This is a genomic window from Arthrobacter sp. BE255 (genome assembly GCF_031457335.1).
Taxonomy (GTDB): Bacteria; Actinomycetota; Actinomycetes; order Actinomycetales; family Micrococcaceae; genus Arthrobacter.
This window is the reverse complement of record NZ_JAVDWK010000002.1, coordinates 454698-481331: the sequence shown is the minus strand read 5'-3', so window position 1 is coordinate 481331 and position 26634 is coordinate 454698. Positions and strand designations below refer to the sequence as shown.

Here is a 26634-nt window from a genome sequence, read left to right as displayed (position 1 = left end):
GTTACTTCTTCATGTACTTCTGCTGGGCCTTGGTCAGCTTGTCGGCGCTGGTGGTCAGGAAATCCTTCATGGAGAGCTGGCCTTGGAGCACTTTCTGCCATTCGGGGAGCATGTCGGTGGTGGTGATGGAGTTGAACTCCGGCAAGTAGTAGGGCTGTTCCAGCAGGACCGCGTCCTTGTTCTCAAGAGCCTTCACGGATGCCTGCATGGCCGGGTTCTGCGTCACCCACGACTCCTTGGCCACCTCGGTGTTGCCCGGCAGGTAGCCGGATTTCTGGGCCCAGAAGCTGTTGCCTTCAACGCTCATCGTGTACTGCAGGAACTTCCATGCGGCTTCCTTGTGTGTACTGGCCTGGAACATGGAGAAGCCGGTGGTCATGCGGCCCGTAAGGACGGATTTTCCGGAGGCAGAGGGGAACGGCGCAACCGCGCCCACCTTGTCGGCGCCCAGGGCTGCGACGTGGGTGGGGTAGGACCCAATGCTGTGACTGAGCATGGCCGCTCCGCCGGCGCCGAACTGCGCCACCATGGTCTTGAAGTCGGCGGTCAGGTCACTGGCTGCCGTGTCCTTGCCGTACAGGGCGGCGTATTTCTCCGCTGCGGCGATGATTGCCGGGTCGTTGAGGGTGGACGTGCCGTCTTCGCGGAAGAATTTGTCCATTCCGGCCTGCGGGTAGACCATCTGGACGAACTGCGGGAAGAACCCGTTGCCGCCCCGGAGCGTGTAGCCGAATTTGCCCGACGCCTTGTCCGTCAGCTTCTCCGCCGCCGTGTAGAAATCGTCCCAGGTGGAGGGGCTGGACAACCCCGCACCCTTGAGCAGGTCAGAGCGGTAATAGACGACGTCGGCAAGGCTGGTTGCCGGTGTCAGGTACAGCTTTCCATCCGGTGAGGCCGCCCGTGAGGACTTGGTCATCGCCGGCGAGATTTTGTCTTCCCACCCGCCGCTCTTGAAGTCGTTGTCGAGGGGCGCCAGGGCGCCCTGCGCGACGAGCGCTGAGATGTCGGAGGCTTTCGGGGTGATGATGTCCGGCGTCGCCTTGGTGGCGATGGCCGTGCTGATCTTCTGCATGTATGAGTCAGTAGGCAGCCCGAGGTAATTGACCTTGATGCCGGGGTTTTTGGCCTCAAACATGCCGATCAGCGTCTTCAGATTCTCCGTGCGCTCGGGGCGGGTATCCGTGTCCCACAGTTCGAGCACGACGTCACCCTTTTCGGCGCTGCCGGTGTCTGCCCCCGTGCCGCAAGCTCCCAGTGCCATGGTGCTGGCGAGGATGGCTGCCAGGGACAGGGCTGTCCTTCTTTTGAGGATCCTGCTGGGGGATGAGCTTTCGTTCTTACGCATCATTGCGTTCCTCTCGTTAGGCGCCGGCCGGAGATGCCGGTGAATCGCCGCTGTCATACATCATATACTACATACGATACACCTGATATGATGAGTTTCATGGAAAGGAATTTATTGTGATCACGGAATCCATGCCCAGCGGTCTGCTGCCAGCGTCGTCCCGGACCGGCCTTGTGGTGGAGGCGCTTCGGCGGTCCATCCTCACGGGCGAGCTGCCTGCCGGGCAGCCGCTGGTTGAGACGGAACTGGCCCGCCGATTCGGAATCTCCAAAACCCCCGTGAGGGAGGCGCTCAAGACCCTCGTCGGTGCCGGACTGGTCACGATGAGCGAATACAAGGGCGCCACCGTGCGCGTTGTGGATGAGGAGATGGCCCGCAGTGTCTTCGACGTCCGCTCACTCCTGGAGCCGGTCGCCGTCGCCCGCACTGTGGAACGCGGACTGGACCTTGACCTTGCGCAGGAGGCGCTGGACCGTGCCTCGTCCGCCAAGGACGAAGCCGAACGGAGCCTCGCCAACAGGGATTTCCATCAGCTGCTCTATTCCAACTGCGGCAACCCTGTCCTCATGGACATGCTCGACGGGCTGCGCGAGCAGACGGCCCTCATCTCGGTCAACGCCTGGATCCAGCAGCCGTCCTGGGAGACAGAAGCGGCCGAGCACGCCGAAATCCTGGCCGCGGCGCGAAAAGGCGACGCCGGACGGGCAGCCGAGCTGGTCCTCCACCACATTCACAGTTTCGAGGTCCGCGCCGTCGGACAGATCGCTGGCAGGAAACGATGACATTCTCCGAGCTCCGGACAGCCCTGGCCGACGTCGTTGCGATTCCCGTAACGCCCTACCGGGACGGCGCCGTCGATGTCGCCGCGTTCAAGCTGTTGCTTCGGCGGCTGGTGGACAACGGCGTCACCACGATTACGCCCAACGGAAACACCAGCGAGTTCTACGCGCTGACCGCCCAGGAGCGTCATCAGCTGATCGAGGCCTCGGCCCAGGCGGTCGGCCCGGAAGCCTTCCTTCTTCTTGGCGTCGGCCACGACGTGGAGTCTGCCATCGGCGACGTCCGGGCCGGCGCGGCGGTTGGCATCCGGATGGCGATGATCCACCAGCCGTCCCATCCGCATGTCTCTGCCGCCGGCTGGGTGGAATACCACGCCCGGATTGCCTCGGCCACGCCGGATACCGCGTTTGTGCTGTACATCCGGAACGAGTGGGTGACCGCGGCAATGCTGGTTGAGCTGGCCGACCGCTGCCCCAACGTCATCGGCATCAAATATGCGGTGCCGGACCCCACCCAGTTCGCCCGGATCCGGGATCTGGCCGGCGCCGACCGGTTCGTCTGGATCGCCGGACTGGCTGAACCATATGCCCTGTCCTACGCCGCCCACGGCGCCACCGGGTTTACCTCAGGGCTGGTCAACGTCAATCCGCAGCTGTCGCTCTCCCTCCGGGACGCCCTGCGCTCCGGGGACTACCGTTTGGCCGGCAATCTGCTGTCCCGGATATCCAGGTTCGAGGAACTGCGGGCAGAGGACAGGTCGGCCAACAACGTCAGCGTCGTCAAGGAAGCCCTGTCCCAGCTGGGCCTCTGCGAACGGACCATCAGGCCGCCCAGCCACGAGCTCGAGGAAGGCATCCGTGCGGAAATCGCCGGCATCCTGGCGGACTGGAGCACCGTGAATGACCTCTTTCCGGCGGACATCCGCACCGAGACGGCAGTGCGCGCATGAAGATCACAGGATTCAAGACCTTCATGCAGCGCGTCGGGAACCGGCCGAGGCTGCTGTTGCGAGTGGACACGGACGAAGGCATCTCAGGCTGGGGCGAGGCATACAACCACGGCCCGGACTGGGCCCTGGTTCCGGTGCTCGACTACCTGTTTGAGCAGGTCAAGGGCGACGATCCCCGCCGCGTCGAGTATGTGACCCAGAAGCTCATCCGCAAAGCGCGCTTCCCCCAGGGCGCGATTGGCCTCGCCGCGATCTCTGCCATCGACCACGCGCTGTGGGACATTGCGGCCAAGGCGCTCGACGTGCCGGTGTACAGCCTTCTGGGCGGTACCGTGCGCGACAGGGTTTCCGTCTACGCCGGCGTCTACTCGGCACCGGACCCGGCGGAATGCCGGGCCGTGACCGAGGAGCTGAACGAACGGTACGGCTTCACGGCGTTCAAGCTCAGTCCCTTCCGGGGTGACATCCACAACCGGCGGTGGGGACTGGTCGTGTCCGAGACCGCTGAGTACTTCGGGGCCGTCAGGGAAGCCTGCCCCGATGCCTGGGACTTCGCCTTCGACGCCCACGCCAAGATTTTCGAGCCCTTCCAGGCCGTCCAGCTGGGCAACGCACTCGCCCCGTACCAGCCGCTCTTCTTCGAAGAACCCATCCGGCCCGAGTACTTTCCCGCCTGGCACCGGCTGCGCGCCGAACTCCAGGTACCCCTTGCCACCGGCGAAAGCCTCTACTCAGCCAACGAGTTCCTCAGCTTGCTCTCCGGCGGCGGAGCCGACATCGTCCAGCCGGACATCTGCGTGGTGGGCGGAATCTCCCAGATGCGCAGGATCGCCACCATCGCCGAGGCCCATTTCACCACGGTGGCGCCGCACAACCCGATGGGTCCGCTGGCGGTTGCCCACAATCTTCACTTCGCGGCAGCCTGCAGCAACTTCTCCATCCTCGAGTACAAGCTCGAGGAAACCACCTGGTGCCCCGACCCGTACCTTCCCGTGGACGGCCACCTCGAACTTCGGCCTGACCGGCCTGGCTGGGGAATCGAGATCGACGAGGCCGCCCTCACCGAGGATGACTACATCCATTGGGAGCGCCAGCTTCCCACCAGGCCCGACGGGTCCCTCGCGTTCTGCTGACCTGTGCCGGCCGGGCACGTCCCGCTTCAGGCGTTCTACGCGTCCTGGAGCGGGCGCCGGGCCAGCCAGGCGGCCACGATCGCGCCGGAAATGTTGTGCCACAGCGAGAACACGGCAGACGGCAGCGCTGCCAGGGGTGAGAAGTGGGCGGTGGCCAGCGTGGCCGCCAGTCCCGAGTTCTGCATGCCCACCTCGAACGCGAGGGCACGGCGTGCCTTGTCATCCAGCCGGCCCACCTTCCCCGCCAGGTAGCCAAGGCCCAGGCCAAAGCCGTTGTGCAGCACCACGGCAAGGAACACGATGCCGCCGGCGGCAACGATCTTGCTGGAACTGCCGGCCACCACGATGGCCACGATCAGGGAAATCACGACGGCGGACGCCCAGGGAAGTGCCGGGAGCACCTTCGCGACGAGCTTCTTAAGGAAAAGACGGGCGAGAAGGCCGGCGACGACGGGCAGCAGCACGGTCTTGACGATGTCGCCCACCATGGCGCCGGCGTCGATCTGCAGGTAGGAGCCGGCCAGGAACAGCACCAGCAGCGGCGTGACAATGGGCGCGATGAGCGTGGAGACCGAGGCCACTGCGACGGACAGCGCCACATCGCCCTTGGCAAGGAACGCCATCACATTGGAAGCGGTGCCGGACGGTGCGCAGCCCACCAGGATGAGGCCCACGGCCAGTTCAGGTTCCAGGTTCAGCGCCACGGCGATCAGCCAGCCGGCCCCGGGCATGATCACGTAGTGGGCCACGATGCCCAGCACCACCGCCCACGGGCGTTTCGCCACTGCGGCGAAGTCAGGCGGGGTCAGCGTCAGGCCCATGCAGAACATGATGATGCCCAGCAGGTACGGCACGCTGGGGCCCAGGGGCTTGAACGCTCCGGGGAGGAAGAATCCCAGGACACCGGCCACGACCACCAGCAGCGGGAAAACTGTGACCGCGATCCGGGCGATCTTCGCCTCCGCGGCCAAAGCGGGGTTGATGGGGGCTTCAACAGGGGGATTCTGGGATTTTGTTGCCTCAAGCATCCAATCATGCTGGCACTGGCGGGCGCCCGGGAGCCAGTTCGTGACCCCGCACGGTAACAAGCCAGGCCGTCTCTTCGCGGGTTTCTGCCCGGAACGGCGGGGCGCGGTGCCATACTGAGTTTTGCATCACTTCGGCAGTCGGGGGGAACTTCGGAAATGGTCCTGGACACAGCGACCCTTAGGATTGCGTTCGCCCTCATGGCTCTGGTGCTCGGGTTGCTGTTCTATTTTTCGGCCTACCGCTTCACGCGCTCACCCTACAGCGGCTGGTGGTGCCTGGCCCTGGTGTTTTTCCTGACAGGTTCAGCCGCCTTCCTCTTCAACGGAACCGCCCATCAGTGGTGGGCCAATCCGCTGGGAAACGTCCTGGTGGTCCACGGCGGAGTGGCCGTCTGGGCCGGTGCGCGGTCCCTGCGGACGGTGCCGCCGCGCCGGTGGCTGTTCACGGCCATACCCCTGGCCACCCTGGTTGCCTCCGCCGTCGACAATCCCGGCACCAACACCTGGTCCGGCGGTGCGGTGTTCCTGGCCGCGATGAGCCTGACGGTGGGGCTTGCCTCACGGGAACTCTGGCGGCTCGAACCGGGTTATTCGCGGGTCAGGATCCCCATGGCTGCCGCGGCAGCGGGGATGTCCGCCTTCTACCTCGGCCGGCTGGTGGTCTTCCTGCTCGAAGGCCCGGACGGGCCAACCTTCGTCGCATATTTCGGCTCAGCGGTGACCACGCTGGTCACCATGGTGCTGCTGGTGGTGGTGTCCTTCAGCATGGCTGCGCTGAGCAGTGAACAGCAGACCCGCGCCCTCCGGATGGTGGCCACCCGGGATGACCTCACGGGGCTGCTCAACCGCAAGGCTTTCTTTGACTTAGCTTCCGAACACCTGGCGGACCCGGCCGTGACCCGTGCGTCCGGGGCGCTCATCCTGGCGGACCTGGACCATTTCAAGGCGGTCAACGACACCTACGGCCACGCCGCCGGTGACCTCGCGCTGCAGGCCTTCGCAGAAGCGTGCCAGGACACGGTGCGGACAACGGATCTCACGGGACGGTACGGCGGGGAAGAGTTCATCCTGCTCATCCCCGGGGCCACGGCGGACCGCGCGGAACGCATTGCGGATGCGATCAGCCGGCGGCTCGCGGATTCGGTCAGCGCCGATGGGCCGAGGATGCCCACCGTCAGCTATGGCATCGCCACGTACGACGCCGGGACGCCGGGCCTGGACGCCCTGATTGCCTCTGCGGACGCGGCACTCTATGAGGCCAAGTCGCAGGGCCGGAACCGGACTGCGCGCAGCGATACCGCCCGCTGACCGTCGGCTCCGCAGCCAGCGTCAGTTGAGCTTGCCCGCCAGCCGCTCACGCATCTGGATACTTGCCGAGTTCAGCCCGATCAGCTCCACGTCCCGGCCGTGCCGGCGGTACTTCTCAGTGACCGCGTCCAGGACCGCGATGGTGGAGGCGTCCCACAGGTGTGAGGCGTGCAGGTCTATCACCACGCGGCTGATGTCAGGCTCGGCATCCAGGGCGTACTCGAACTGGGTGTAGAGGTCGTTGGAGGATGCGAAGAACAGCTCGCCGTCCACGGTGTAGGTGGCTACGTTCTCGCCGTTGAGCTCCACCACGGTCCGCTCGACGGTGACGAAGTGGGCCACGCGCCGGGCGAACATGGCCATCGCCGCCAGGACGCCTGCCCCGACGCCGATAGCCAGGTTGTGCGTGGCTGACACCACGGCCACGGTGATCACCATGACGGCGGTCTCGGACTTGGGCATCCGGCGCAGGGTCCGGGGAGCGACGGAGTGCCAGTCGAAGGTGATGGCGGAAACGAAGATCATCACGGCCACCAGGGCGGCCATCGGGATGAGGCCCACAACGTCGCCCAGGAGCACCACCAGGACCAGCAGGAAGACGCCGGAAAGGAACGTGGACACCCGGCTTCGGGCCCCGGACCCCTTGACGTTAATCATGGTCTGGCCGATCACTGCGCAGCCGCCCATGCCCCCGAGGAAGCCGGTGACGATGTTCGCCACGCCCTGGCCCCAGGATTCACGGGTCTTGTTGGAGCGGGTGTCCGTGATGTCGTCCACGAGCTTGGCGGTCATCAGGGATTCCAGCAGCCCCACCAGGGCCATGGACAGCGAGAACGGGGCGATGACCTGGAACGTTTCCCACGTCAGCGGCACGTTGGGGATGAACAGCGAGGGCAGGCTCTCCGGCAGCTGGCCCTTGTCCTGGACGGCCGGCACGTCCACTCCGGCCACCACCACAAACGCGGTGAGCAGGACGATGGCCACCAGCGGGGAGGGCACCGCCGTCGTGATCCTGGGAAGAAGCACCACAATGACCAGGCCGATGGCCACGAGCGGGTAGACCATCCACGGCACGCCGATCAGCTCCGGGATCTGGGCCATAAACACCAGGATGGCCAGGGCGTTGACGAACCCCACCATCACCGACCGCGGGATGAACCGCATCAGCCGGGTGACGCCCAGGACCGCGAGCAGGATCTGGAAGACTCCGGCCAGGATCACTGCCGCAATGAGGTGGTCCAGGCCGTGGCTGCGCATCAGCGGTGCGATGACCAGCGCCACCGCGCCCGTGGCTGCGGAGATCATGGCGGGCCGGCCGCCCACAAAGGAGATGGTGACGGCCATGGTGAAGGAGGCAAACAGCCCGATCCGGGGATCGACGCCGGCGATCACCGAGAACGCGATGGCTTCGGGGATGAGCGCAAGGGCCACCACCAGTCCGGCAAGTGCCTCGGTTTTGAGCCGGCGGGGTGAGCGGAGGGTGGCCCTGACGGACTGGAGCTGCAGGGGCTGCATGGATCCCTATTTCTTGGTCTGGCGGTAACGCTCGATCTGTTTCAGCCGCCGCAGGAGGCTGTCGCGCCGCGGGTGCGGAACGGCGTCGGGCGCCTCGGCGGTGAGGTCAATGTGCTTGGTTCCGTACTGCCACAGCAGGAGGTCATCCAGCAGGCGGTCCGGGCCGGGGGAGTAGCGGTGGTCCAGGGCCTTGCGGACCTCGGTGATCCGGTTGGCGCTGAGCAGCCCGGCGAGCTGCACGGTCTGGTTGAGGCCGTGCGCCGCCATGAGCTCGGCGGCCCAGCCCCAGTCATCATCAACTTTACGGTCCACGTGCGGCAGCAGGGTGCGCCAGACGTCCCGGATCCGGTTGGGAGTGAGCTGGGCGGCGCCTTCACCTTCGAGATCCCAGTAACTGCGGACTTCCTCGTAGCGTTCGTGCAGGTCCGCGAACGCACTCTCCACCGTCTCCAGCATGGCGGCGGTGGCGGTGAACTGCCGGTCGAAGTGCGGCGTCCAGGCCCGGGGGTCCTCGGCCTTGAAGCGGATGTCGTGCTCGATCTCGCTCCAGGCGTGCGCGAACACCGTGCGGATCTGGCATTCGAAGAAGTAGCTGCCGTTGGGCTGGATGTCCGGGTTGAAGGCCTGCTGGTACTCCTTGACGGCCTCGTTCTGGATGGTCCGCAGGATCAGGTGGCGGCTGGAATAGCCGTAGGTGCCGGACTCGATGGAACCGATGTCCTTTTCGCGGTCGCCCCGGCAGTCGAACACGTTCCGCTGGCGTTTGATCAGGTTGGCCACGAGGGCGTTCTCCGCCGGCAGCTTGGTGATGACGCGGACGCCCACCATGTCATTGAGGGTCCGGAACGGATCCGGGAACTTCAGGACCGGCGGACCGCCAGGTTCCAGGGGTTCCTCAATGCGGGAGATCTTCTCCTTGAACGATTCAACGCTCTTGGTGCGGCCGGTGACAAACAGCGGGGTCACCTCGGTGTCCTTCAGCATGTCGCGGAGGATGTGGAGAACGTCCTTGGTGACCAGCTTCAGGGCAGGGCGGACGCGCTCGTAGATCTCCACGTTCTCCTGCACGGATTCGCGGAGGCTGACATCCAGGCTGTCCCAGTTACTCGGCATGGCTCCAGCTTACGGCGGGGGTCCGACGTCGAACTTCTCATCAACACGTGACGCCCGGATTCCTGGAAAATGAACTTGCCCGCAGTCCCGGAAGGCTGACCAGCCGCGGCCCGTCACCGGATGCCTGCTGCCTCGGGAGTATTTGCGGCCTGGGCCGTTTTGATGCCGCCTGTTTTGATCAGTCCTGGTTCGATCCTGGCCGGAGGAGTCGGATAGCCGCTGATGCCGACGTCGGCGGACAGCGTGAGCCCGTCGAATGCCCGCGGAACCTGGAGGCCGATCCTCGCCGTCGTGACCACAAGCGTTGACATCGTGTCGCCTGCAAAGCAGATGCTGGTGGGTTGTTGCGCCGGAACGTGGAGAACTCGCTCAATGCTGCCGTCGGGACGGTACCGGTGGATCCTTCCGGCACCCCAAATCGCCACCCACAGATGGTCTTCCGCGTCCACAATCATGCCGTCAGGACTCCCGCCCGAGACCGTGGCGAAAGCCTGCGCGGTCATGAGCGTACCGCCGTCGGGCTCAACCTCGAAGCGCGTGATGGTGCCCGCTGCACTGTCGGCCAGATATATGAGGGAGCCGTCGGAGGTGAATGCGGGTCCGTTCGGAATGGTCAGGCCGGTCAGGACTGTGGCAATGGTTCCGTCGAAGTTAACCCGGTGCAGGGCACCTGCGCACGGGGCCGCGTCCAAGGCCATCGTTCCGGCCCAGAAGCGTCCGCCCGGGTCACAGACGGCGTCGTTCATCCGGACCGCTGCGGGCTGATGTGGGTCCTCGGGGGACAGCCGGCTTTCCGGCTTGGCCAGCCACGCCACGGCGCCGCCGTCGAGGATGGCGATCCCGTCCCCGGCCGCCGCCAGCAGCGCGGTATCCGATCCGGCGATGGGCGCGACCGCTCCTAGCGGCGTGGGAAGAACCTGCAAGAGCACCGCATTCTCGGGAGAGGCCGGGTCAACCTGCCAGAGTTGCCCGCGCAGGATATCGACGGTGAGGACCCGCCCGTCCGGCAACCTTCGCGGTCCTTCACCGAGTTCAAGCGGGGTCCAGTTGCAGACTTTCCACGGAGGGTAGCGGTGGTCTTCAAAGGCATGGGCCTTGGTGTCTGCCTTCATGGGAGGCGCCTTTCATCTGAGCAGGGTTCATCGCAGGACGGTGCCGTTTCCGGCGTCGAGAAGCGAGAGTTCCGATTGGGTGGGGAGGCCTTCCCAGTCCCCCTTGCTTGAGACGGCGAATGCCCCCAGCGTGTTGGCCAGGTAGAGCCGTTCCTCCGCTGGGAGTCCCGTGAGCAGCCCGGAAATGTAGCCGGCCGTGAAGGCGTCACCGGCACCGACGCTGTCGACGGCGGTGACGGGGCGGGCAGGGGAGTGCGTGGTCCCGTGCCTGCTGTGGAGTGTGGCCCCGCCGGCGCCAAGTTTCAGCACGACTTCCCGCACGCCCAGGCTGAAGACGGCGGACGCGGACTCGGCAGCCGTGACGGGCTGGCCCGGGATGAGGAGGTCCAGTTCGTCGGGTGAGCCGATGACGACGTCGACGTACGGGACAAGGGCGCTGAGGGTGGAGGACGCTTCCTCCCTGCTCCACAGTTTCGATCGGTAGTTCACGTCGAACGTCACTGTTGCCCCTTGCTCCTGCGCGGCGGACGCCGCCCTCAGGACTGCGTCCGCCGCGCTGTCGCCCAAAGCGGAGGTGATGCCGGTGATGTGGACGATGTGTGGATTTCCGGCCAGTGCCGGGGCAAGGTCATCGCTGCTCAGCGCCGAGCCTGCCGAGTTCTGGCGGTAGTAGCCCACCCTGGCCACATCCGGGAGCCGCTGCTCGAAGATCAGGATCCCGGTCTGGCGGCGTGGGTCGGTGGTTGCGTGGTCCTGCCCCACTGACTCGGCCCTGAGCGTGCGGCGGATGAGTTCGCCGCCGGCGTCGTCGCCCACCCTGCCGGCCCACTGGACGCTGTGGCCAAGCCGCGCCAGTGCTATGGCCACGTTGGATTCCGCGCCGGCTACCGTGGCGCTGATGTTCGGGTTCAGGGCCAGCGGGCGGTCGGCCCTCAACGCGATCATGGTTTCGCCAAAGGTCAGGACGTCCATTGGTGCCGGTCCCCTGCGTAGTGGCGTTCTGCGGCCCCCGCCTGCGTCTGCGCCAGCCCGATGAATTTCCGGGCGCGATCACCGAGCCCGGACAGGCTCCCGCCGCGGGGCGCGTCGCCAGTCAACGGGCTACCCGCCCCGACGGCGAGGGCTCCTGCCTGGAGATACTCCGTGACGGACTCGGCGGCCACCCCTCCTACGGGGACGAATTCGATGTCAGGGAACGGGTCCCTTAGCGCTTTCAGGTAGGCCGGGCCGCCAACGCTCGCCGGGAACAGTTTCACTGCCGTGGCCCCTTCGCGCGCCGCCGCATAAACTTCGGCGGGCGTGAGCGCCCCCACGAGCAGGGGAAGCCCAAGGTTGAATGCGGCGTCGGTGCTGGGTGCCAGGCATGGCGTGACGATGAACTGCGCGCCGGCGTCTTGGGCCTCACGAACCTGCGCGGCGGTGAGGACGGTGCCAGCTCCCAGGAGGGCTTTTCCGCCGGCCGCTTCATGGATCCGGCTGATGACGTGCAGGGCGTCCTTCGTGGTGAGGGAGACCTCCAGGATGGTGATCCCCGCGTCGACCAGCGTCATGGCGGTGTCGAAGCAGGCTTCCGGGTTGTTTCCGCGGATGATTGCCAGCAGCCGGTTGTCCCGCAGGCCGGCCAGGAGTTTATGGCTCGCGTTTTCCATGGGCTAGTCCTCTGTTTGGTCGGTTGGCGGGGGCAAGGTTCGTGTTTTAAACATGAGGCAGTGCGTAGGGGCTGGCCCCTCTCCGGAAAACGATTCCGGCCCGGGTGTGGGGTCCGTCGGATTGAAACCGAGGTCCGTGATGGTCCCACTGAGGTCCCACCGTTCGGCGGCGCCGCCGGACATTCCCAGGTACGTGCCGAATTTGAGGGGTATGGTCAGGGACGCGTGGAGCAGGCTGGCGTAGTCCCTTGGTCCCAGCCATTGAGAGGCGAGGTCTGCGGTGTCAGCGGGAAATCCTGTCAGGCCAAGCCGCAGGCAGGCAACGGAGACGGGCGACCGTTCCGTCAGGATTTCGAGCAGGTTCTCAGAGAAGACTTTGGCGGCGCCGTATTCGCAGCAGGGACGCGGGCGCCACTGCGGGCTGATGGGGTACTGCGCCTCCCGGTGGTAAAGGCCCAGGGTGTGGATCGAGCTGGCGAACACAATTCTGTTGATGCCAGAACCGGTGGCCGCAGCCGCCAGGTGTGCGGTGAGCATGGCACCGCTGTCGACCGCAGTCCGGGCATCGATTCCGGGATAGGGATGACCTGCCAGGTGGACGACGGCGGAAGCGGACCTCAGCGCCTCGTCCCAGGCACTGCGTTGGCTGAGATCCAGGACAAGGCGTTCGGTCCCGTCCCCAGCGTCCTGCGAGTCTCCGGCGGGCCAGTCCAGGTCAATCAGCCTGAGCCGGTAGCGCCCGGCGAGAGCCTGCGATGTGAGCTGCCCAACGTGCCCGGCGGCGCCGGTGACAACGACGAGGGGACGGGTTGATTCTTCGCCTGCACGGGAATTCATGTTTGATCCTTTCACCAGTTGGTGAAGGATCCGTCGAGGCGCCGCAGTTGGGGCATGGCAGGAGGTTCCATCTGGTGGGCCCGGGCGGCCTCCAGATCCACCTCAAGTCCCAGGCCGGGTGCCTCGGGACGGCGCATCCATTCCCCGTCCATGGTGGCCTGGACCGGGAACACGTCTGTGGCCTGGGTGCCTGGAAGCTGGTACTGCTCCTGGATGCCGAACGTAGGCAGGGTCATGTTCAGGTGCAGGGACGCGGCCGTGGCGATGGGTCCCAACGGGTTGTGGGTGGCCGTGCGGATGTGGTGGGACTCGCACCAGCCCGCTATCTTCTTGGCCTCCGTGAAGCCGCCAACGATGCAGATATCGAACCGCGCGTAGTCGATCAGGTCCTGTTCGATCATGGGCCGGATTTCCCATTTGGACGCGGCCTGCTCGCCTGCCGCCAACGGTACCGAGGTGCGCTGGCGCAACGTGCGGTAGATGTCGGGGTTTTCCCAGCGAAGGGGGTCCTCGATGAAGTACATGTTGGCCCCCTCCAGCTCGCGGCACAAGGTTGTTGCCTCGGGAAGTTCCAACCGGGTATGGACGTCAAGGATGAGCTCGAACTCGCTGCCGAGCTCGTCCCGGACGGCCGCCACTTCAGCCAGGGCATGGCGGGTGGCGGCGCGCGGTTCCAGCAGGTCGCCCTCGGATGGAACCGAGAGACGACCCACGGTCCAGCCCTCCTCAAAGGCCTGCCGCGCGCTTTCCACTAGTTCCGCGTGGTCGGCTCCACCGATGTGCCGGTAGCATTTGACCCGGTCGCGGACCGCTCCTCCGAGCAGCTCGTAGACCGGGATGTCCAGCGCCTTGCCCTTCAAGTCCCACAGGGCAATGTCCACCGCCGAGATGGCCGAGGCAAGCACACGGTCCGCGGGGTAGAACCCCGACCTGGACATGACCTGCCACAGATGTTCGGTGCGGAAAGGGTCGTTGCCGATGAGGAGCGGTTTGAAGTGCTCCAGGGCTCCCCGGACGGCAAGCTGCCGCGAACGCAGCCCGACTTCTCCGACGCCGAAGATTCCTTCGTCGGTGTGCACAACAACCATCATCATGGCGCCGCCGTCGTCGATCGTGAGTATTTCGAGGTCTGTTATTTTCACGCGATGAGGCCTTTCATTCAGGCAGAATGTCTATTTCATGCCTGAAGTGGCAAACCCGCGGACATAGGACCGCTGGACGAAAAAGAACATGATGAGCACAGGGATGACGTACAGGACTGAGCCGGCAGCCAGGAGGTTGTTCAGCGGGAACCCCTTCTCGTTGACGTAGCCGGTGGTAACGGCGACGGCGAGGGTGGTGTTGTCCTGGTTGAGCAGGAGCTTCGGAGCGATGAAGTCGCCCCAGACCCCGTTGAAGGAAAGCACGAAGGCGGTGATGATGACGGGCTTGGACAGCGGAAGAAAGATCTGCGCGAAGATACGCAGCCGTCCACAGCCGTCAAGAATCGCGGCCTCCTCAAGTTCGCGGGGAAGCTGCGCGAAGAACTGGCGGTAGAGGAAAATGAGGTAGGGAACGCCTGCCATGCCCCATAGCACCCATGGCCAGTACGTCCCGACCAGCCCGACCTTGGCAAACAGCAAGTAGGTAGGAATGAGGGTGATGATGGGGGGCGTCATCATCATGGCAACGAGGATTCCGAACAGGACATTCTTCCCCTTGCCGTGGAGGCGTGCGAACCCATAGCCGACGAGCGCGGAGCTGATAGTGGTCAGGGCGCCCGAGACAGTTGACAGAAACAGGGAGTTGGCCGCATACGCCCAGAACGGCTGGACTGTTGTGGCTTCGACGAAGTTCTGGAACTGCATCGGGCTCGGGATCCAGGTGATGGGATCAGAGGTCAGCTGGTCCGCCGGCTTCAGTGAGGTCAGCACGAGCCAAAGGACGGGAAGGAAGAGAATGGCGCAGACGACCAGCAGGATCACCAGCGCCGCCAGATTTTTGCGTTCCCGGCTTTGCCTTAGGGGAGCCTCCGGTGGCGTGGCCTGCGTCTGCGTTCCGGGGCGGTGACTGGTGAGTGTCATCCCTGCTTCCCTTCTTTGGACGGGTCCACGGCGTAGAAGACTGTGCGACCGCCGATCTTGAACGTGAGGACGGTGATGACCAGGATGGCAAGGAAGAACAGCCAGAGCATCGCGGAGGCGTACCCGTACCTGGAGTATGCAAAGTACTGCGCGTAGACGTCGATCATGAAGACCCGGTTCGCCTCCGGCACTGCTGTGATCGCAGCGGGCCCGGTGGCTGGCGACAGCAGCAGTGCCGGAACGAAGGTCTGCAGGACGCCGATGGTTGTGGTGATGACCTGGAAGAGCAGTATCGGTGAGATGCTCGGCAGCGTGACATGGCGGAATGCCATGAACGCGTTTGCGCCATCCAGCCGCGCCGCTTCGTGAAGCTCGGCAGGAACGTCCTGAAGTGCGGCAAGGTTGATCAAAACCCCGCCGCCGATGCCCCAGAGCATCACCACCACAAGGACGACGAAGACCATGTTTCCCGTCAGCCAGCTCACTGCATCGGCGCCAAAGAGAGCCAGGACGCCGTTGATGGCGCCGCTGTCGCGGTCGAACAGGAGCTTCCAGGTCAGCGTTGCTGCGACAGGCGGCACGATGGCCGGCAAGTACACCAGCATGCGGAACCCCGCCCGAAAGTGGACCTTTTCGTTCAGCAACAGGGCCAGCCCCAGTCCACCGCAGATGGTCAGCGGCACGATGACGATGGCCAATAACCCGGTGCGTTGCAGGCTTGCCCACGTTTGTGGATCGGACAAGGCCTCGCCGTAGTTCTTCAGGCCGATCCAGTTCTGGCTCGGTGCTATTCCGTCCCAGTTGGTGAAGCTGATCCAGAGCGCGTAGCCAAGCGGAAACAGCGTCAGAAGTACCGTTCCGATCAGCCACGGGGAGACAAAGGCATAGAAAGCGCCCGAACCCCTGAAGCCAGTGGTGCTCCGCCGGCTTCTGGAGCGGGAATACCTAGCCTGCGACTGCGTGGTCACCTGCGTCAGCCCTTCTTGCCGGCAAGTTCCATGCCCTGCTTGAGGAGATCGTTGACGGCAGTGGTGGCCTGGTCTGCGAACTGGCCGGCCGACAGCTCCCCGCTCACGGCGTGCGGGAAGAGGTTCGCGATGGCGGCGCTGATGGCCACGGTCTGCGCGTAGGGGCTGAACGGGAGGACCTCAAGGTACTGCTCCTCATTCTGTTGGACCTTCAGGCCTTCAGACTGGTACGGCGCGGCCTGCGGCAGTTCAGACCTCAGGGACGTCACTGACGGCAAGCCCCAGCCGGACTTTGCCCTCGCCTTGGCATCGGGGCCGGTGCAGCAATACCACTCGAGGAACGCGTAGGCCTCGTCCTTCATGGCCGTCTTGGAGGAGATCCAATAGCCTGTTGCCGCCGTGGTGGCGCTGACGCGCTTCGAGCCCATCATCGGGGCCGGTGCGAGACGGGCAACGTCGACGATCTTGGGACTCGTCCCCACCAGACCGCCAAACCAGTATCCTGCCGCGGACATTGCAACCTGCCCGTTGCCAAAGGGTGGACCGTCCCAGCCGTCCGGGTTCGGGTCCGTCAGGGTGTGGCCCACCTTGGCGTTGGCCACGTCGAGGAACCACTTGAGTGACTGCCTGGCTTCGGGGCTCGTGAAGTCGGCTTTGGTGAGGTCGTCGTTGAAGATACGCCCGTTGGAAGTGGCCACCATGGCTGAGATCGTCTCGATGTTAGGCGCAGTGGTGAACAGTCCGTACTGCTGGACCTTCCCGCCGCTGCTCTTGGTCATGGGTTTGGCAAATTCGAGCAGTTGGTCATAGGTGAACGGCTTGTCCGCGGTCGGCAGCGGAACGCCAGCCTCGGTGAAGGCCTGGGTGTTGTACCAGAACATTGAGTCCTGGGACCAGTCCTTGGCGAATCCGTAGCGGGATCCGCTGCCCTGCTTGTTCCCGTCCCAGCGCCAGACGTCGTTGATTTTTGCCAGATCGGATTCCTTCAGCGCCGTGGACTTCGAGAGGTAGTCGTCCAGGTTCAGGGCCAGGCCGCGGCTGGCGATGTTTGCCGTGGCGGTGGCGCCGGGCGAGCGTACGATGTCCGGCGGGGTTCCGGCGGCGAGCATTGCATTGAGGCGAGTGGGGTCATCCTCGATGATCGTGATGGGCACATCCGGGTGCTCCTTGAGCCAGGCGTCGATCACGTCCTTGGTGATTTCTTTGCCGAGGCCCATGATCTGCAGTCCGCCGGACTTTTTTGCCGCCCCGCCTGCCCCACTCGCCGAGCAAGCGGTCAGTCCGCCGACTGCTGCAAAACCGGCAAAAAGGGCAGCGCCGCCAAGGACGCTCCGGCGGGAAACGTTATTTAGTGCATTCATTGGACGTACCTTCATCGCTACGGGCCCCGTGAGGCCGAAGTGTGTAATGTCATGGACAGATCCCCGACTTATTGTGAGCGCTATCACAAGAGTGTGTCAAGAGTCTTTACACAAACTATTTCCATCACCGGCAAAGCCATACATAATGAATGGGTGAACTCCTCCAGAAGCGGCGGATCCCTCCGCAATCTCCGGCAATCCAATTCCCTTCATGTCTTGGATCTGCTGGCCAGCCAAGGTCCCATGCATCGTGCGGAGATGGCCAGGCGTGCCAACATCTCGCGTACGACGGTCACCACCATCACGCGTGACCTGATGGAGCGCGGTGTCCTGGTGGAGCTGACCGAGCGGGCTGATGGCGGGGACGAAGTGGACGGCCGTGCCGGCGACCAGCTTGCCTTCAGCCCGGAGGCCGGCTGGATCGGGGGGATGAGCCAGGTGCTGGACAGGATCTGCGTTCGCATCACTGACCTGATGGGCCAGGAAGTGGCTTCGGCGGATGGCCCGATCGGCGCAAAGGACGATTGGACCATCCGCGCGGAAGCCGCCGTCTATCTCCTCGACCGGGCACTCAAGGAGGCCGGAGGAGAGCGGGACCACCTTCTGGGGGTCGGCATCGGCCTGCCGGGGCAAATCAACCCGGTAGACGGCATTGTGCACGGCGCGCTCGCGGATCAGCCATGGCACGGTATCAACGCGCGCGAGGAAATGGGGCGCCGCCTCGGGGTTCCTGTCTTCATCGACAACAACGTCCGCCTCGAGACGATCGCCGAAGCCAAGTGGGGGGCAGGACAGGGCATCACCGACCTCATGTACGTCAGTCTGTCCAGCGGAATCGCGGCGGGGTTCCTCTTTGGGGGTGAGCTCTACCGTGGGTCAGTCGGAGGCGCTGGAGAACTGGGCCATACTTCTGTGGACGTCAACGGACCGGCCTGCCGATGTGGAAACCGGGGATGCCTGGTTCTCGTCGCAGGGAGCCCTGCCATCCTCAGCCGTCTGGCACCCATCCTGGGCCCGTCGGCCTCCATGAATGATGTGCTGGCCGCCAGCGCGGCCGGGGACAGGTCTGCCCGGAACGTCCTGGCCGAAGCAGGAACCATGGCGGGCCGCCTCCTGGCCAGCGTATGCAACCTGCTCAACCCGCAGCGCATCGTAGTGGGCGGCCAAACGTCATTGGCCGGAGCAGTGCTGCTTGACCCCCTCCACGAGAGCATCACGCGATACGCCCTCACCCCGTCGGCGGCCCTTGAAGTGGTGGCCTCAGACCTTGGCGGCGGTCCGGAAGCCGGCGCCGCCGGTGGCGCGGCACTTGCCCTGTCCAAATTAACCACCTCACCCGACATGCTGGACCGGCTCCTCAACGGATCAGAAGCGAAATCAGGAAACGGTCGTCGCCGCATGGCGCCGGCGGTGAGCTAGGGGACCTGCCGCAGTATGCCGGGCTTCTCACTGTAGGCTCGGCACATGGCTGACATGCGGCGTCGAACGCGGGGCGCTGCCCCAAGGAAGTTGCAGTGAAGCGGCACCGGTACCACTACGGGGAGGCTCCCAGCCAGTTCGGGGAGCTTTACCTTCCGGAACTGCCCGACGGCGGCGCGCGCCGGGGCGTGGTGGTGGTCATCCACGGCGGCTACTGGCGCTCGCAGTACGGCGCCGAGCTCGGCGAACCACTGGCCAAGGACCTGGCGGCGCACGGGATGGCCGCCTGGAACCTGGAGTACCGCCGGGCCGGAAACGGCGGCGGCTGGCCCAACACCTTCGCCGACGTCCTGGCGGGAATCGACAAGCTGGCAGATCTCGCCGAGGACCATTCCCTGGACCTGGACCGCGTAGTGGCCCTGGGTCATTCGGCCGGCGGCCACCTTGCCGTGTGGGCGGCGGGCCGCGACCGTCTGGCACAGCTGGGACTGCCCGACGCCGACCGCCAGGTCCTGCGGGACAGCGGCACCGGCGCGGTCCGGCTGGCAGGCGTGGTCAGCCAGTCGGGGCTGCTCAACCTGGCCGAGGCCGAAAAGCTGGACCTCAGCAACGGTGCCGTGAGCAACCTGCTGGGCGGGTCGTCGTCGAAATATCCGCTGCGCCTCCGGTACGCCGATCCGATGACCGCGATCCCGCTGGACGTGCCTGTCCACGTGGTCCACGGGGCCGCTGACACCACCGTTCCGCTGAGCCAGTCTGAGTCCTATGCTTCCGCCGCGGGTGCTGCCGGCATGACCGTTCGGCTGACCAAGGTGCCGGGGGACCACTACGACCTGATCGACCCCAAAGCCACCGCCTACAGGGAATGCCGTGAACTGGTGCGGCAGCTGCTGGGCTGACGCGGAGCGATATATTTCTATTCGTTGCCGGCATCTAGACATTGGACATCCCATCTCCTGTAAGCTGTAGCAAGAGAAAGTCGCCTCGGCGACAAGGAGGAGATCACGTGGCCCTTGCATCGCGAGAAGTATCGCCAGCCCGTTTCAGCGCCCAGATCAGGTCCAACGCACTGCAGACGCGGATCATGGAGCTGATCCTGGAGCAGGGCCTGGATGTGGGGGACGCGCTGCCCACCGAAAGTGAGCTGTCCGCCGAGCTGGGCGTGGGCCGCAACACGGTCCGGGAATCCCTGAAGGTGCTGCAGGCACTGGGCGTGATCGAGATCCGGCACGGCTTCGGCATGTTCGTGGCCCCCAACAACTTCAGCGCCCTGGTTTCTGGACTCACGTTCCGCGGCCGGCTGTCCCTGCGGCACAAGGGCGAGGAGGCCATGGAACTCATCGACGTCCGGCAGGCCCTGGAATCAGGCCTCATCGGTTCGGCGATCGAGCTCATGACCGCCGAGCACCTCGCCGACCTGCGGACCACCATGGAAGCCATGGAGGCGGCCGCGGCCAAGGGTGAGGCGCTGGCCGAGCATGACGCCGAATTCCACCGGCGGCTCTACGCGCCGCTGAACAACGAGCTGCTCATCAACCTGATGGACGTGTTCTGGCAGGTCTACCGCCAGATCCATGAGGCTCTCGGCTCCGGCCCGGTCAACCTTGAGGACCAGGCGCGTGTCCACTGGGACATCTACGAGGCCGTGGAGAAGAAGGACAAGGCGCTGGCGTCCGAACGCCTGCAGCGCCACTTCGACGGCATCCGCCTCAAGCTTAAGGACGTTGCTTCGCGTTAGGTTCGGCCGCCCGGCCACTTGCCAATTCGCGTTGCCCGCGGCGGCAACGGTCTCGGCAGGCCCGCCTGTCAGGTTGGAGTCTAAGAGTGTCGCCGGAGGCGTGCGGGAAACAGCTATTAGACCCTATTCTGACGGTGTTTGACGGGCTGCCGGACGTCCGTTTGGCGTGTACTCGCCCGTTACATCATCGACACACAGTACGTCGGAACCCGTGCGGCCATAGCTTCCTAATCACTCGCTGTATCGACTGCCGTTGCCCTGTCTGCGCTTGCCCAATGTATGTTTCATCAAGGCAGCTGGACGTTGCCCGCCACTTGTTCCCCCGGGCTGCTGGCAGGCTCTCACCAGGTCAGGTTGTGACTATGTGTTGCCCAAAGACGCCAGCACTGCTAGTCCGACATCGGCGTCTTGGTCGGGAGTTCCACCCGCGATTCCAAGGCCTCCCACGTGCTTTCCTTCGAACACCAAGGGAAATCCGCCACGTATGTTTGTGAGGAGATTATTGGTTCCCATCGGAAGTGCAAGCGCGAAATCTCCCTGCATCCAGCCGGTCGGCCTCCGTGACGATGCTGCCGTATTGGCTTTTCGCCGGCTGGTCTCCACGCTGTGGGGCATCGAGCCGTCCGCACGACCGAAAGCGATAAGCCCCATCATGGGATCCACGACGGTGGCTGCCACCAGGACGCCACGTTTTGCCCCTTCTTCGAGGGCCAATGAAACAGCACGTGCGGCGGCTGAGTAACTTACCGAGAGCGATTCAACGTAGTTCTGCATTGGTGTTCTCCTTGACGCGGTAATGATCAGTTGGAAATGGGCAGCGCAGAAAGGTGGGTGCGCTCCGCTTTTACCTCGCGCCGCCTCTGGTGCAGGAGAGGTTCGGTGTATCCGTTGGGCTGGGTGGGTCCTTGGAACACCAGGTCTGCGGCGCACTGGAATGCGATGCTTTCCTCGTAGTTGGAAGACATGGGGCGGTAAAGCGGGTCAGCTTCGTTCTGTTGGTCCACAACTGCGGCCATCCGTCGCATGCTTTCGTGCACGTCCTGCTCGCTCACTACTCCGTGACGGAGCCAGTTGGCGATGTGTTGGCTCGATATGCGAAGGGTGGCACGGTCCTCCATGAGTGCAACGTCATGAATGTCAGGAACCTTGGAGCACCCCACCCCATGGTCGACCCAGCGGACAACGTATCCGAGCAGCGACTGCATGTTGTTATCCAGTTCTTCCTGGCGCTCGGCCGCCGACCACACGGGGTTAGCCGCAATGGGCAGAGTCAGCAGTCCCTCAAGGGTGCCCCGCCGTCCCTGATTGGCGATGTCCAGCTGCCGGGAGGGAACATCAACACGGTGGTAATGGATTGCATGGAGGGTTGCCGCCGTGGGGGAGGGTACCCAGGCTGTGCTGGCGCCGGCCAGGGGATGGGCAACCTTTTGCTCGAGCATTGCAGACATGAGGTCCGGCATCGCCCACATGCCTTTACCAATCTGGCCGTGGCCGCGTAGCCCCACCTCGACGCCTACATCGACATTCTGATCCTCGTAGGCGGAGATCCATGCTTGGTTGCGCATCTCAGCCTTGCGGACGAAGGGCCCGGCCGCCATGGAAGTGTGTATTTCATCACCGGACCTGTCCAGGAACCCGGTGTTGATGAAGACCAGCCGTTCCCGGGCCTCCGCTATGCAGGCTTTGAGGTTGACCGTGGTCCGCCGCTCCTCGTCCATGAGACCCAGTTTCAGCGTGTTCACCGGCAGCCCGAGGAGTTCCTCCACGCGCCGGAATAGTTCCACTGTGAAAGCCACTTCGTCAGGGCCGTGCATTTTTGGTTTGACGATGTAAATGGAACCTTTGGACCCGTTTCGGAAGGAATTGGCGGGATCCCTGCCGGGCAGTGCGGTCAGGGTGGTGAGGACGGCATCCAGGATCCCCTCGCCGATCTCGTCTCCCTGGGCATCGAGCACGGCGTCGGTACTCATGAGGTGGCCGACGTTGCGGGCGAAGAGGAGCGCCCGTCCGGACACCGTGACTTCTCCCGCGCCATCTGGGGAGTTATAACGCCGATCGCTTGCCAGCCGGCGGACCATCACCTCGTTGCCCTTTGCGAACGTGTCTTCCAGATCGCCCCGGTTGATCCCGAGCCAGTTGCGGTAGCAGAGGACCTTGTCATCGGCGTCCACGGCGGAAACGGAATCCTCGAAGTCGATGATCGTTGTGATGGCGGATTCGAGGAGGACGTCGGAGATACCTGCCGGGTCCGTCTGTCCGACCGGTGTGGAGGGGTCGATAGTGATCTCGACGTGTAGCCCATGGTGGCGTAAAAGGATCGCCGACGGCGAGCCGGGCTCACCAAGATAGCCAGCGAAGAGTTCAGGCCGAGCCAGGCCGCTCAAGGTGCCGCCTGCCAGTTCCGTCGTCAACATGCCGTCGCGAACGATGTATCCTGCCGAATCGGCGTGGCGTCCGGCTGTCAGCGGGAAGAACTCGTCGAGCAGGCCGCGCACGTATGACACCACCAGCCTGCCGCGTGCCGCGTCGTAGCCTTTTACCCCCGTCGCCGGCGCCAACGCGTCTGTGCCATACAGCGCATCGTAAAGGGAGCCCCAGCGCGCGTTGGCGGCGTTGAGGGCGTACCGGGCATTTGAAACGGGGACAACCAGTTGGGGTCCGGCTACGACGGCGATTTCCTTGTCGACTCCGGTGGTGAGCACCTGTACGTCATCCGGTTCGGGAAGGATGTACCCGATTCCTTCCAGGAAGGTCCGGTATTCGTTCCGATCGAACGGAAACGGGTGCAGCGCGTGCCATTCGTCAATCTGTGCCTGCAGTTCGTCGCGCCGGGCCCGCAATTCCCGGTTCCGGGGTGCTAAATCGCGCACAATCTGGTCAAAGCCTTGCCAGAAGTCCGTTGCTTCGATGCCCGTGCCAGGCAGGGCCTCGTACGCGATGAAACGGTGCAAGGCGGTATTGACGGATAGGCCGCCGACATTAATTCGATCTGCCCGGTCCATCATGGCTGACCTGCCTGCGTGGCTCCGGCGGCGCCTGAAGCGGCAAAGACGGCTCCGGGGTTGAGGATGCCTGCCGGATCGAGGGCCCTCTTCACGTTGTGTGAAATCTCGAGCAGGTCTTCTCCGATCTGGTCAACGAGCCAGGGCCGCTTGAGTCGGCCTACGCCGTGTTCGCCGGTGATGGTGCCTTCCAGTTCTATGGCCAGGTCCATGATCTCACCGTAGGCGAGGTAGGCACGTTCCTTCATGTCGGCGTCGTCCGGGTTGAAAACGATCAGCGGATGGGTGTTGCCGTCACCGGCGTGGGCGATGAATGCGATGACCACATCGCGGGCTTCAGCGATTTTCTCGACTCCGAGGATGAGTTCTCCCAGCCGGGGGATAGCTACTCCGACGTCCTCAAGCAGCAGCGTGCCCAAACGTTCGACTGAAGGGATGGCGATCCGCCGGGCGTGGGCAAAACGCTCGCCTTCCTGCTCGTTTGCGGCTTCGAAGGCCTCGAAGGCGCCATGCCGGCGGAAGGCCTCGAGCATGGTGGTGATTTCGGTGCCGCTGGGGCTTTGGTCATCCGAGCGCGCTACAACGAGGGCGGACGCCTGCCGGTGCAGGCCCATGTCAAGAACGTCTTCGACGGCGTTGATGGACGTCGCATCCATGTACTCGAGCATTGAGGGGCGGACGCTCGACGCGATCTCCAGGATCGCGGCTGCCGCCTCCGCGCTGCTGGCGAACCAACCGACTACCGTCCGTGCCGGCGGTGCTGCCGGCAAGAGCCTCAGCGTGAGCTCAGTAATGATGCCAAGCGTTCCCTCGCTGCCAACGAAGAGCTTGAGCATGGACAGCCCGGCAACATCCTTTAGCCGCGGTCCACCCAGGCGTACGACCCGGGCGTCAGCGGTGACGACTTCCATTCCCAAGATGTAATCGGACGTCACCCCATACTTGACGCAACACAGTCCGCCGGCATTGGTGGCGGCATTGCCGCCGATACTGCAGATCTCGTACGAAGCGGGGTCCGGCGGGTACCACAGTCCCGCCTGGGCAGTTGCTGCCTTGACTTCAGCATTGAGAAGCCCTGGCTGGACCACGGCAGTACGGGTGACTGTGTCCACCGTGATGCTGCGCATCCGCTCGGTGCTCAGCACTATGCCGTTATTCACAGCGGTTGCTCCTCCGGAGAGCCCGGTCCCTGCACCTCTGGGTACCACGGGGATCCGATGTTTGGCCGCCCACTGCATGGTCTCCTTGACGTGCTCGGTGGTCAAGGGAAGCACAACAGCCATCGGCATCCCCGCATCGGGATCGAAGGCGCGGTCCTGTCGATAGGGCGCCATGGCCGCAGGATCAGTGATCAGAGCTTCGGGCGGCAGCACCCGAGCAAGCTCGTCCATGATCCGGCCGCTGGTGTCTTTTTGGTCAGTTACTCCGGATGCAGGATCTTGTAGCTCTGCATCATGGACGTTGGCAGCGTGTGACATGTGGTGCGCTCCTTTTCGGTCAATGTATTGGAGTAATGGGGAGATTCGGGCGCGCTATGAGTGCCCTGCTGCCAGCAATTGGCAGCGTCAGTCAATTCTTGAGTTGGGCGACTTCGAAGAGAGTTCGATCATTGGAGGCTCGATGAGCAAGTCGCACCCTCCGAGCGGTCTTCACCGGCGCCACAAGCGCTGTTGCTTTCGTCGCTCCTTCATGGGTGCACAGGAGACCGCTGCTGAAGGAAAGGTGCGGCCGTAGGTGCGCCGGCCTTAGGAACAGTGAGTGAGTTCGAATTCCCTTCAGCTTTACCCTGGTGCTGCTAGTTTCTGAGGTCCTGTTGCTCTGTATAGCCGTAGGGTACTGATGGGCTGAGGCTGACCCGGCAGGCGTCGTGGCGAATGCGGGTTACCAGGATGCCTTGGTCTATGCGGCCAACTGCTAAATCAACAAGCTGTCTTACGGCAGCCTCCAATTTCGTTTCCATGGAGGCCTTATCGTCAGCCACCACTGTTATCGAGCTGGGCTTGCTAATTTTCATGTGGTGCACCGGATTCGTGGAAGCTGTAGCCCTCGGCTTCTTGGTAGATAGCACGGGTTTCAACACCGTCTGTTTCGAGCCAAACTGCGGCCAGGGCAGGTGCGACCTCTTGCACCCGTCCTGTTCTTGTATGTCGTCCGTCCTTCCAAACTTGGATCTGTTGCCCGATCAGCCCCTTCCAGTCGTCATCCTTTTTTGTCGGCATGGATATTTCAGATTCTTTGGAGTGGTTTAGTGGGAAGCCGTTGATGAAGCTTTCGTTCCGATCTGTCACTGTGGCATCCTTTGGCGGCGGACACGGCGGGCAAAGTCCGCGGCGCCGATCACGGCAGCCTTGGGACCGAGCTCGGCCTGAACAATGCTGGGAATGCCTCGACGCGAGCGGAGGAACGCGACTTCATTCAAGTGTTCTCGGACGGTGGGGAGGACTAAGTGGCCGACCCCCTCTGCCACTGAACCCCCTATGACTACAACGTCCGGGTCCACGACAGGGATAAGCATTGCGATGGCGTCTGCGAGAGCTATTGCTGCCTTTTTGAATGCGTCCACAGCCGCCTGATCGCCAATCTCCGCCGCCTCTCCCATCTCTCGTGCAGTAACACCAAGAGGCTGTGCCGCGAGCCAGGGGGAGGTTGCTGTGGCCTGCAGATTCGAGGCTGTTCGCTCCAACGATCGCCCGCCAGCAACTGTTTCCAGACAGCCGATGCTGCCGCACGCGCACTCTAAGCCTGGGGGGACTGCAACTGGCATGTGGCCAAGTTCGGTAGCGAAGCCGTTGGCGCCTTTCAGTAGTCGCCCATCGACCATTATGCTGCCACCAACACCTGAGCCGAGGGTGAACAGCAGTGCACCCTTGGCGCCACTGGCAGCTCCGGCCACATATTCCCCCCACAATGTCGCATCGCCATCATTCTGCAAGACCACGGTGGCGTTGGGGAATCGGACAGAAAGCAATTCGGTGAGGGGTACCGATTCGAGACCTAGGATTGCGCTGCCCACTAAGATCGTGCGTTCGGGGTTGATCCACCCTGCACAGGAGACTCCCAAGGCACGGATCTCGCCGGAGTTGAGCATTGGGGCCAGGAGCAGAGCCTCTGCCGCGAGTTCGAAGGTTGCCAGTAGGTCCTGGCTCGTTCGGATCCGGTGAGGTACCCACGTTTCCCGCATCACTTCACCGTTTTCACTGACTAAAGCCATAGCCAACTTGGTTGCACCCAGGTCAGCACCAATCGTGTACATGGATCTCCTTGAAAAATTCGACTTGCCCGGGTCACGGCTGTCCACGGCCAGACCCTGTTCG

General features: G+C 64.0%; 24 protein-coding genes. 7 read left to right on the top strand and 17 right to left on the bottom strand.

All coding sequences use genetic code 11. From position 1 onward, the window contains the following. Window position 1 precedes the first annotated feature (1 nt). Entirely contained in the window at window positions 2-1345 is a 1344-nt protein-coding gene (locus J2X42_RS05420; RefSeq protein ID WP_310162993.1) for a sugar ABC transporter substrate-binding protein, read from the bottom strand. 116 nt (window positions 1346-1461) lie between these two features. On the opposite strand from J2X42_RS05420, the gene J2X42_RS05415 reads away from it, so the two are divergent. The 3 genes from J2X42_RS05415 to J2X42_RS05405 are packed head-to-tail and all read left to right on the top strand — an operon-like array spanning window position 1462 to window position 4207. After that, window positions 1462-2127: a GntR family transcriptional regulator gene (locus J2X42_RS05415; protein ID WP_310162991.1), complete on the top strand. Its 666-nt coding sequence runs from the start codon at window positions 1462-1464 to the stop codon at window positions 2125-2127. Beyond that, complete coding sequence (locus J2X42_RS05410) at window positions 2124-3074, top strand: dihydrodipicolinate synthase family protein (protein ID WP_310162989.1); 951 nt, start codon at window positions 2124-2126, stop codon at window positions 3072-3074. Before J2X42_RS05415 ends, J2X42_RS05410 begins: the two co-directional genes overlap by 4 nt. Further along, window positions 3071-4207 carry a mandelate racemase/muconate lactonizing enzyme family protein gene (locus tag J2X42_RS05405; protein WP_310162987.1) on the top strand — a complete coding sequence of 379 codons (1137 nt, stop codon included), beginning with the start codon at window positions 3071-3073 and terminating at the stop codon, window positions 4205-4207. The genes J2X42_RS05410 and J2X42_RS05405 overlap by 4 nt, the downstream gene beginning before the upstream one ends. Window positions 4208-4242: 35 nt before the next feature. Here J2X42_RS05405 and J2X42_RS05400 read toward each other — a convergent pair whose 3' ends face one another. Next, window positions 4243-5235, bottom strand: coding sequence for a bile acid:sodium symporter family protein (locus tag J2X42_RS05400; protein ID WP_310162985.1), 993 nt, complete (start codon window positions 5233-5235; stop codon window positions 4243-4245). A 156-nt stretch (window positions 5236-5391) separates the two neighbouring features. On the opposite strand from J2X42_RS05400, the gene J2X42_RS05395 reads away from it, so the two are divergent. Then, window positions 5392-6543 carry a GGDEF domain-containing protein gene (locus J2X42_RS05395; RefSeq protein ID WP_310162983.1) on the top strand — a complete coding sequence of 384 codons (1152 nt, stop codon included), beginning with the start codon at window positions 5392-5394 and terminating at the stop codon, window positions 6541-6543. Between the two features lie 21 nt (window positions 6544-6564). On the opposite strand, the gene J2X42_RS05390 is transcribed toward J2X42_RS05395, so the two are convergent. The 10 genes from J2X42_RS05390 to J2X42_RS05345 all read right to left on the bottom strand — a co-directional run bounded on the left by J2X42_RS05390 (window position 6565) and on the right by J2X42_RS05345 (window position 17161). Next, complete coding sequence (locus J2X42_RS05390; RefSeq protein WP_310162981.1) at window positions 6565-8058, bottom strand: SulP family inorganic anion transporter; 1494 nt, start codon at window positions 8056-8058, stop codon at window positions 6565-6567. Between the two features lie 6 nt (window positions 8059-8064). Further along, the gene (locus J2X42_RS05385) at window positions 8065-9171 is read right to left on the bottom strand and encodes a (p)ppGpp synthetase (RefSeq protein ID WP_310162979.1); all 1107 of its coding nucleotides are present in this window, start codon (window positions 9169-9171) and stop codon (window positions 8065-8067) included. A gap of 113 nt (window positions 9172-9284) precedes the next feature. Next, window positions 9285-10283 (bottom strand): SMP-30/gluconolactonase/LRE family protein, encoded by a 999-nt coding sequence (locus tag J2X42_RS05380; RefSeq protein ID WP_310162978.1) that lies wholly within the window; start codon window positions 10281-10283, stop codon window positions 9285-9287. Window positions 10284-10310: 27 nt separating this feature from the next. Further along, on the bottom strand, window positions 10311-11255 hold the full coding sequence (locus tag J2X42_RS05375; RefSeq protein WP_310162976.1) for a sugar kinase: 945 nt from the start codon (window positions 11253-11255) through the stop codon (window positions 10311-10313). Continuing rightward, window positions 11243-11932 (bottom strand): bifunctional 4-hydroxy-2-oxoglutarate aldolase/2-dehydro-3-deoxy-phosphogluconate aldolase, encoded by a 690-nt coding sequence (locus tag J2X42_RS05370; protein WP_310162974.1) that lies wholly within the window; start codon window positions 11930-11932, stop codon window positions 11243-11245. The genes J2X42_RS05375 and J2X42_RS05370 overlap by 13 nt, the downstream gene beginning before the upstream one ends. Window positions 11933-11935: 3 nt before the next feature. Further along, window positions 11936-12769 carry an NAD(P)-dependent oxidoreductase gene (locus J2X42_RS05365; RefSeq protein WP_310162972.1) on the bottom strand — a complete coding sequence of 278 codons (834 nt, stop codon included), beginning with the start codon at window positions 12767-12769 and terminating at the stop codon, window positions 11936-11938. An 11-nt stretch (window positions 12770-12780) separates the two neighbouring features. Next, the gene (locus tag J2X42_RS05360) at window positions 12781-13911 is read right to left on the bottom strand and encodes a mandelate racemase/muconate lactonizing enzyme family protein (RefSeq protein WP_310162969.1); all 1131 of its coding nucleotides are present in this window, start codon (window positions 13909-13911) and stop codon (window positions 12781-12783) included. A 30-nt stretch (window positions 13912-13941) separates the two neighbouring features. Next, window positions 13942-14832, bottom strand: coding sequence for a carbohydrate ABC transporter permease (locus tag J2X42_RS05355; protein WP_310162967.1), 891 nt, complete (start codon window positions 14830-14832; stop codon window positions 13942-13944). Then, the gene (locus tag J2X42_RS05350; protein WP_310162965.1) at window positions 14829-15800 is read right to left on the bottom strand and encodes a sugar ABC transporter permease; all 972 of its coding nucleotides are present in this window, start codon (window positions 15798-15800) and stop codon (window positions 14829-14831) included. The genes J2X42_RS05355 and J2X42_RS05350 overlap by 4 nt, the downstream gene beginning before the upstream one ends. Window positions 15801-15805: 5 nt before the next feature. Next, window positions 15806-17161: an extracellular solute-binding protein gene (locus J2X42_RS05345; RefSeq protein WP_310162964.1), complete on the bottom strand. Its 1356-nt coding sequence runs from the start codon at window positions 17159-17161 to the stop codon at window positions 15806-15808. Between the two features lie 51 nt (window positions 17162-17212). On the opposite strand from J2X42_RS05345, the gene J2X42_RS05340 reads away from it, so the two are divergent. The 3 genes from J2X42_RS05340 to J2X42_RS05330 all read left to right on the top strand — a co-directional run bounded on the left by J2X42_RS05340 (window position 17213) and on the right by J2X42_RS05330 (window position 20318). Beyond that, window positions 17213-18580 carry an ROK family transcriptional regulator gene (locus J2X42_RS05340; protein ID WP_310162960.1) on the top strand — a complete coding sequence of 456 codons (1368 nt, stop codon included), beginning with the start codon at window positions 17213-17215 and terminating at the stop codon, window positions 18578-18580. Between the two features lie 95 nt (window positions 18581-18675). Beyond that, window positions 18676-19479: an alpha/beta hydrolase gene (locus J2X42_RS05335; protein WP_310162957.1), complete on the top strand. Its 804-nt coding sequence runs from the start codon at window positions 18676-18678 to the stop codon at window positions 19477-19479. Window positions 19480-19586: 107 nt separating this feature from the next. Continuing rightward, on the top strand, window positions 19587-20318 hold the full coding sequence (locus J2X42_RS05330) for an FCD domain-containing protein (protein WP_310162955.1): 732 nt from the start codon (window positions 19587-19589) through the stop codon (window positions 20316-20318). A 360-nt stretch (window positions 20319-20678) separates the two neighbouring features. Here the strand turns inward: J2X42_RS05330 and J2X42_RS05325 are convergent, their stop codons facing one another. The 5 genes from J2X42_RS05325 to J2X42_RS05305 form a co-directional block, all read right to left on the bottom strand. Next, window positions 20679-21092 (bottom strand): heme-binding protein, encoded by a 414-nt coding sequence (locus tag J2X42_RS05325; RefSeq protein ID WP_310162952.1) that lies wholly within the window; start codon window positions 21090-21092, stop codon window positions 20679-20681. 26 nt (window positions 21093-21118) lie between these two features. Continuing rightward, on the bottom strand, window positions 21119-23320 hold the full coding sequence (locus J2X42_RS05320; RefSeq protein WP_310163362.1) for a malate synthase G: 2202 nt from the start codon (window positions 23318-23320) through the stop codon (window positions 21119-21121). Beyond that, window positions 23320-24798, bottom strand: coding sequence for an FAD-linked oxidase C-terminal domain-containing protein (locus J2X42_RS05315; protein WP_310162950.1), 1479 nt, complete (start codon window positions 24796-24798; stop codon window positions 23320-23322). The genes J2X42_RS05320 and J2X42_RS05315 overlap by 1 nt, the downstream gene beginning before the upstream one ends. A 525-nt stretch (window positions 24799-25323) precedes the next feature. Further along, window positions 25324-25608: a hypothetical protein gene (locus tag J2X42_RS05310; RefSeq protein ID WP_310162948.1), complete on the bottom strand. Its 285-nt coding sequence runs from the start codon at window positions 25606-25608 to the stop codon at window positions 25324-25326. After that, a complete protein-coding gene (locus tag J2X42_RS05305) occupies window positions 25605-26573 on the bottom strand; it encodes an ROK family protein (RefSeq protein WP_310162946.1) in 969 nt (322 codons plus the stop codon). The genes J2X42_RS05310 and J2X42_RS05305 overlap by 4 nt, the downstream gene beginning before the upstream one ends. Window positions 26574-26634 lie beyond the last annotated feature (61 nt).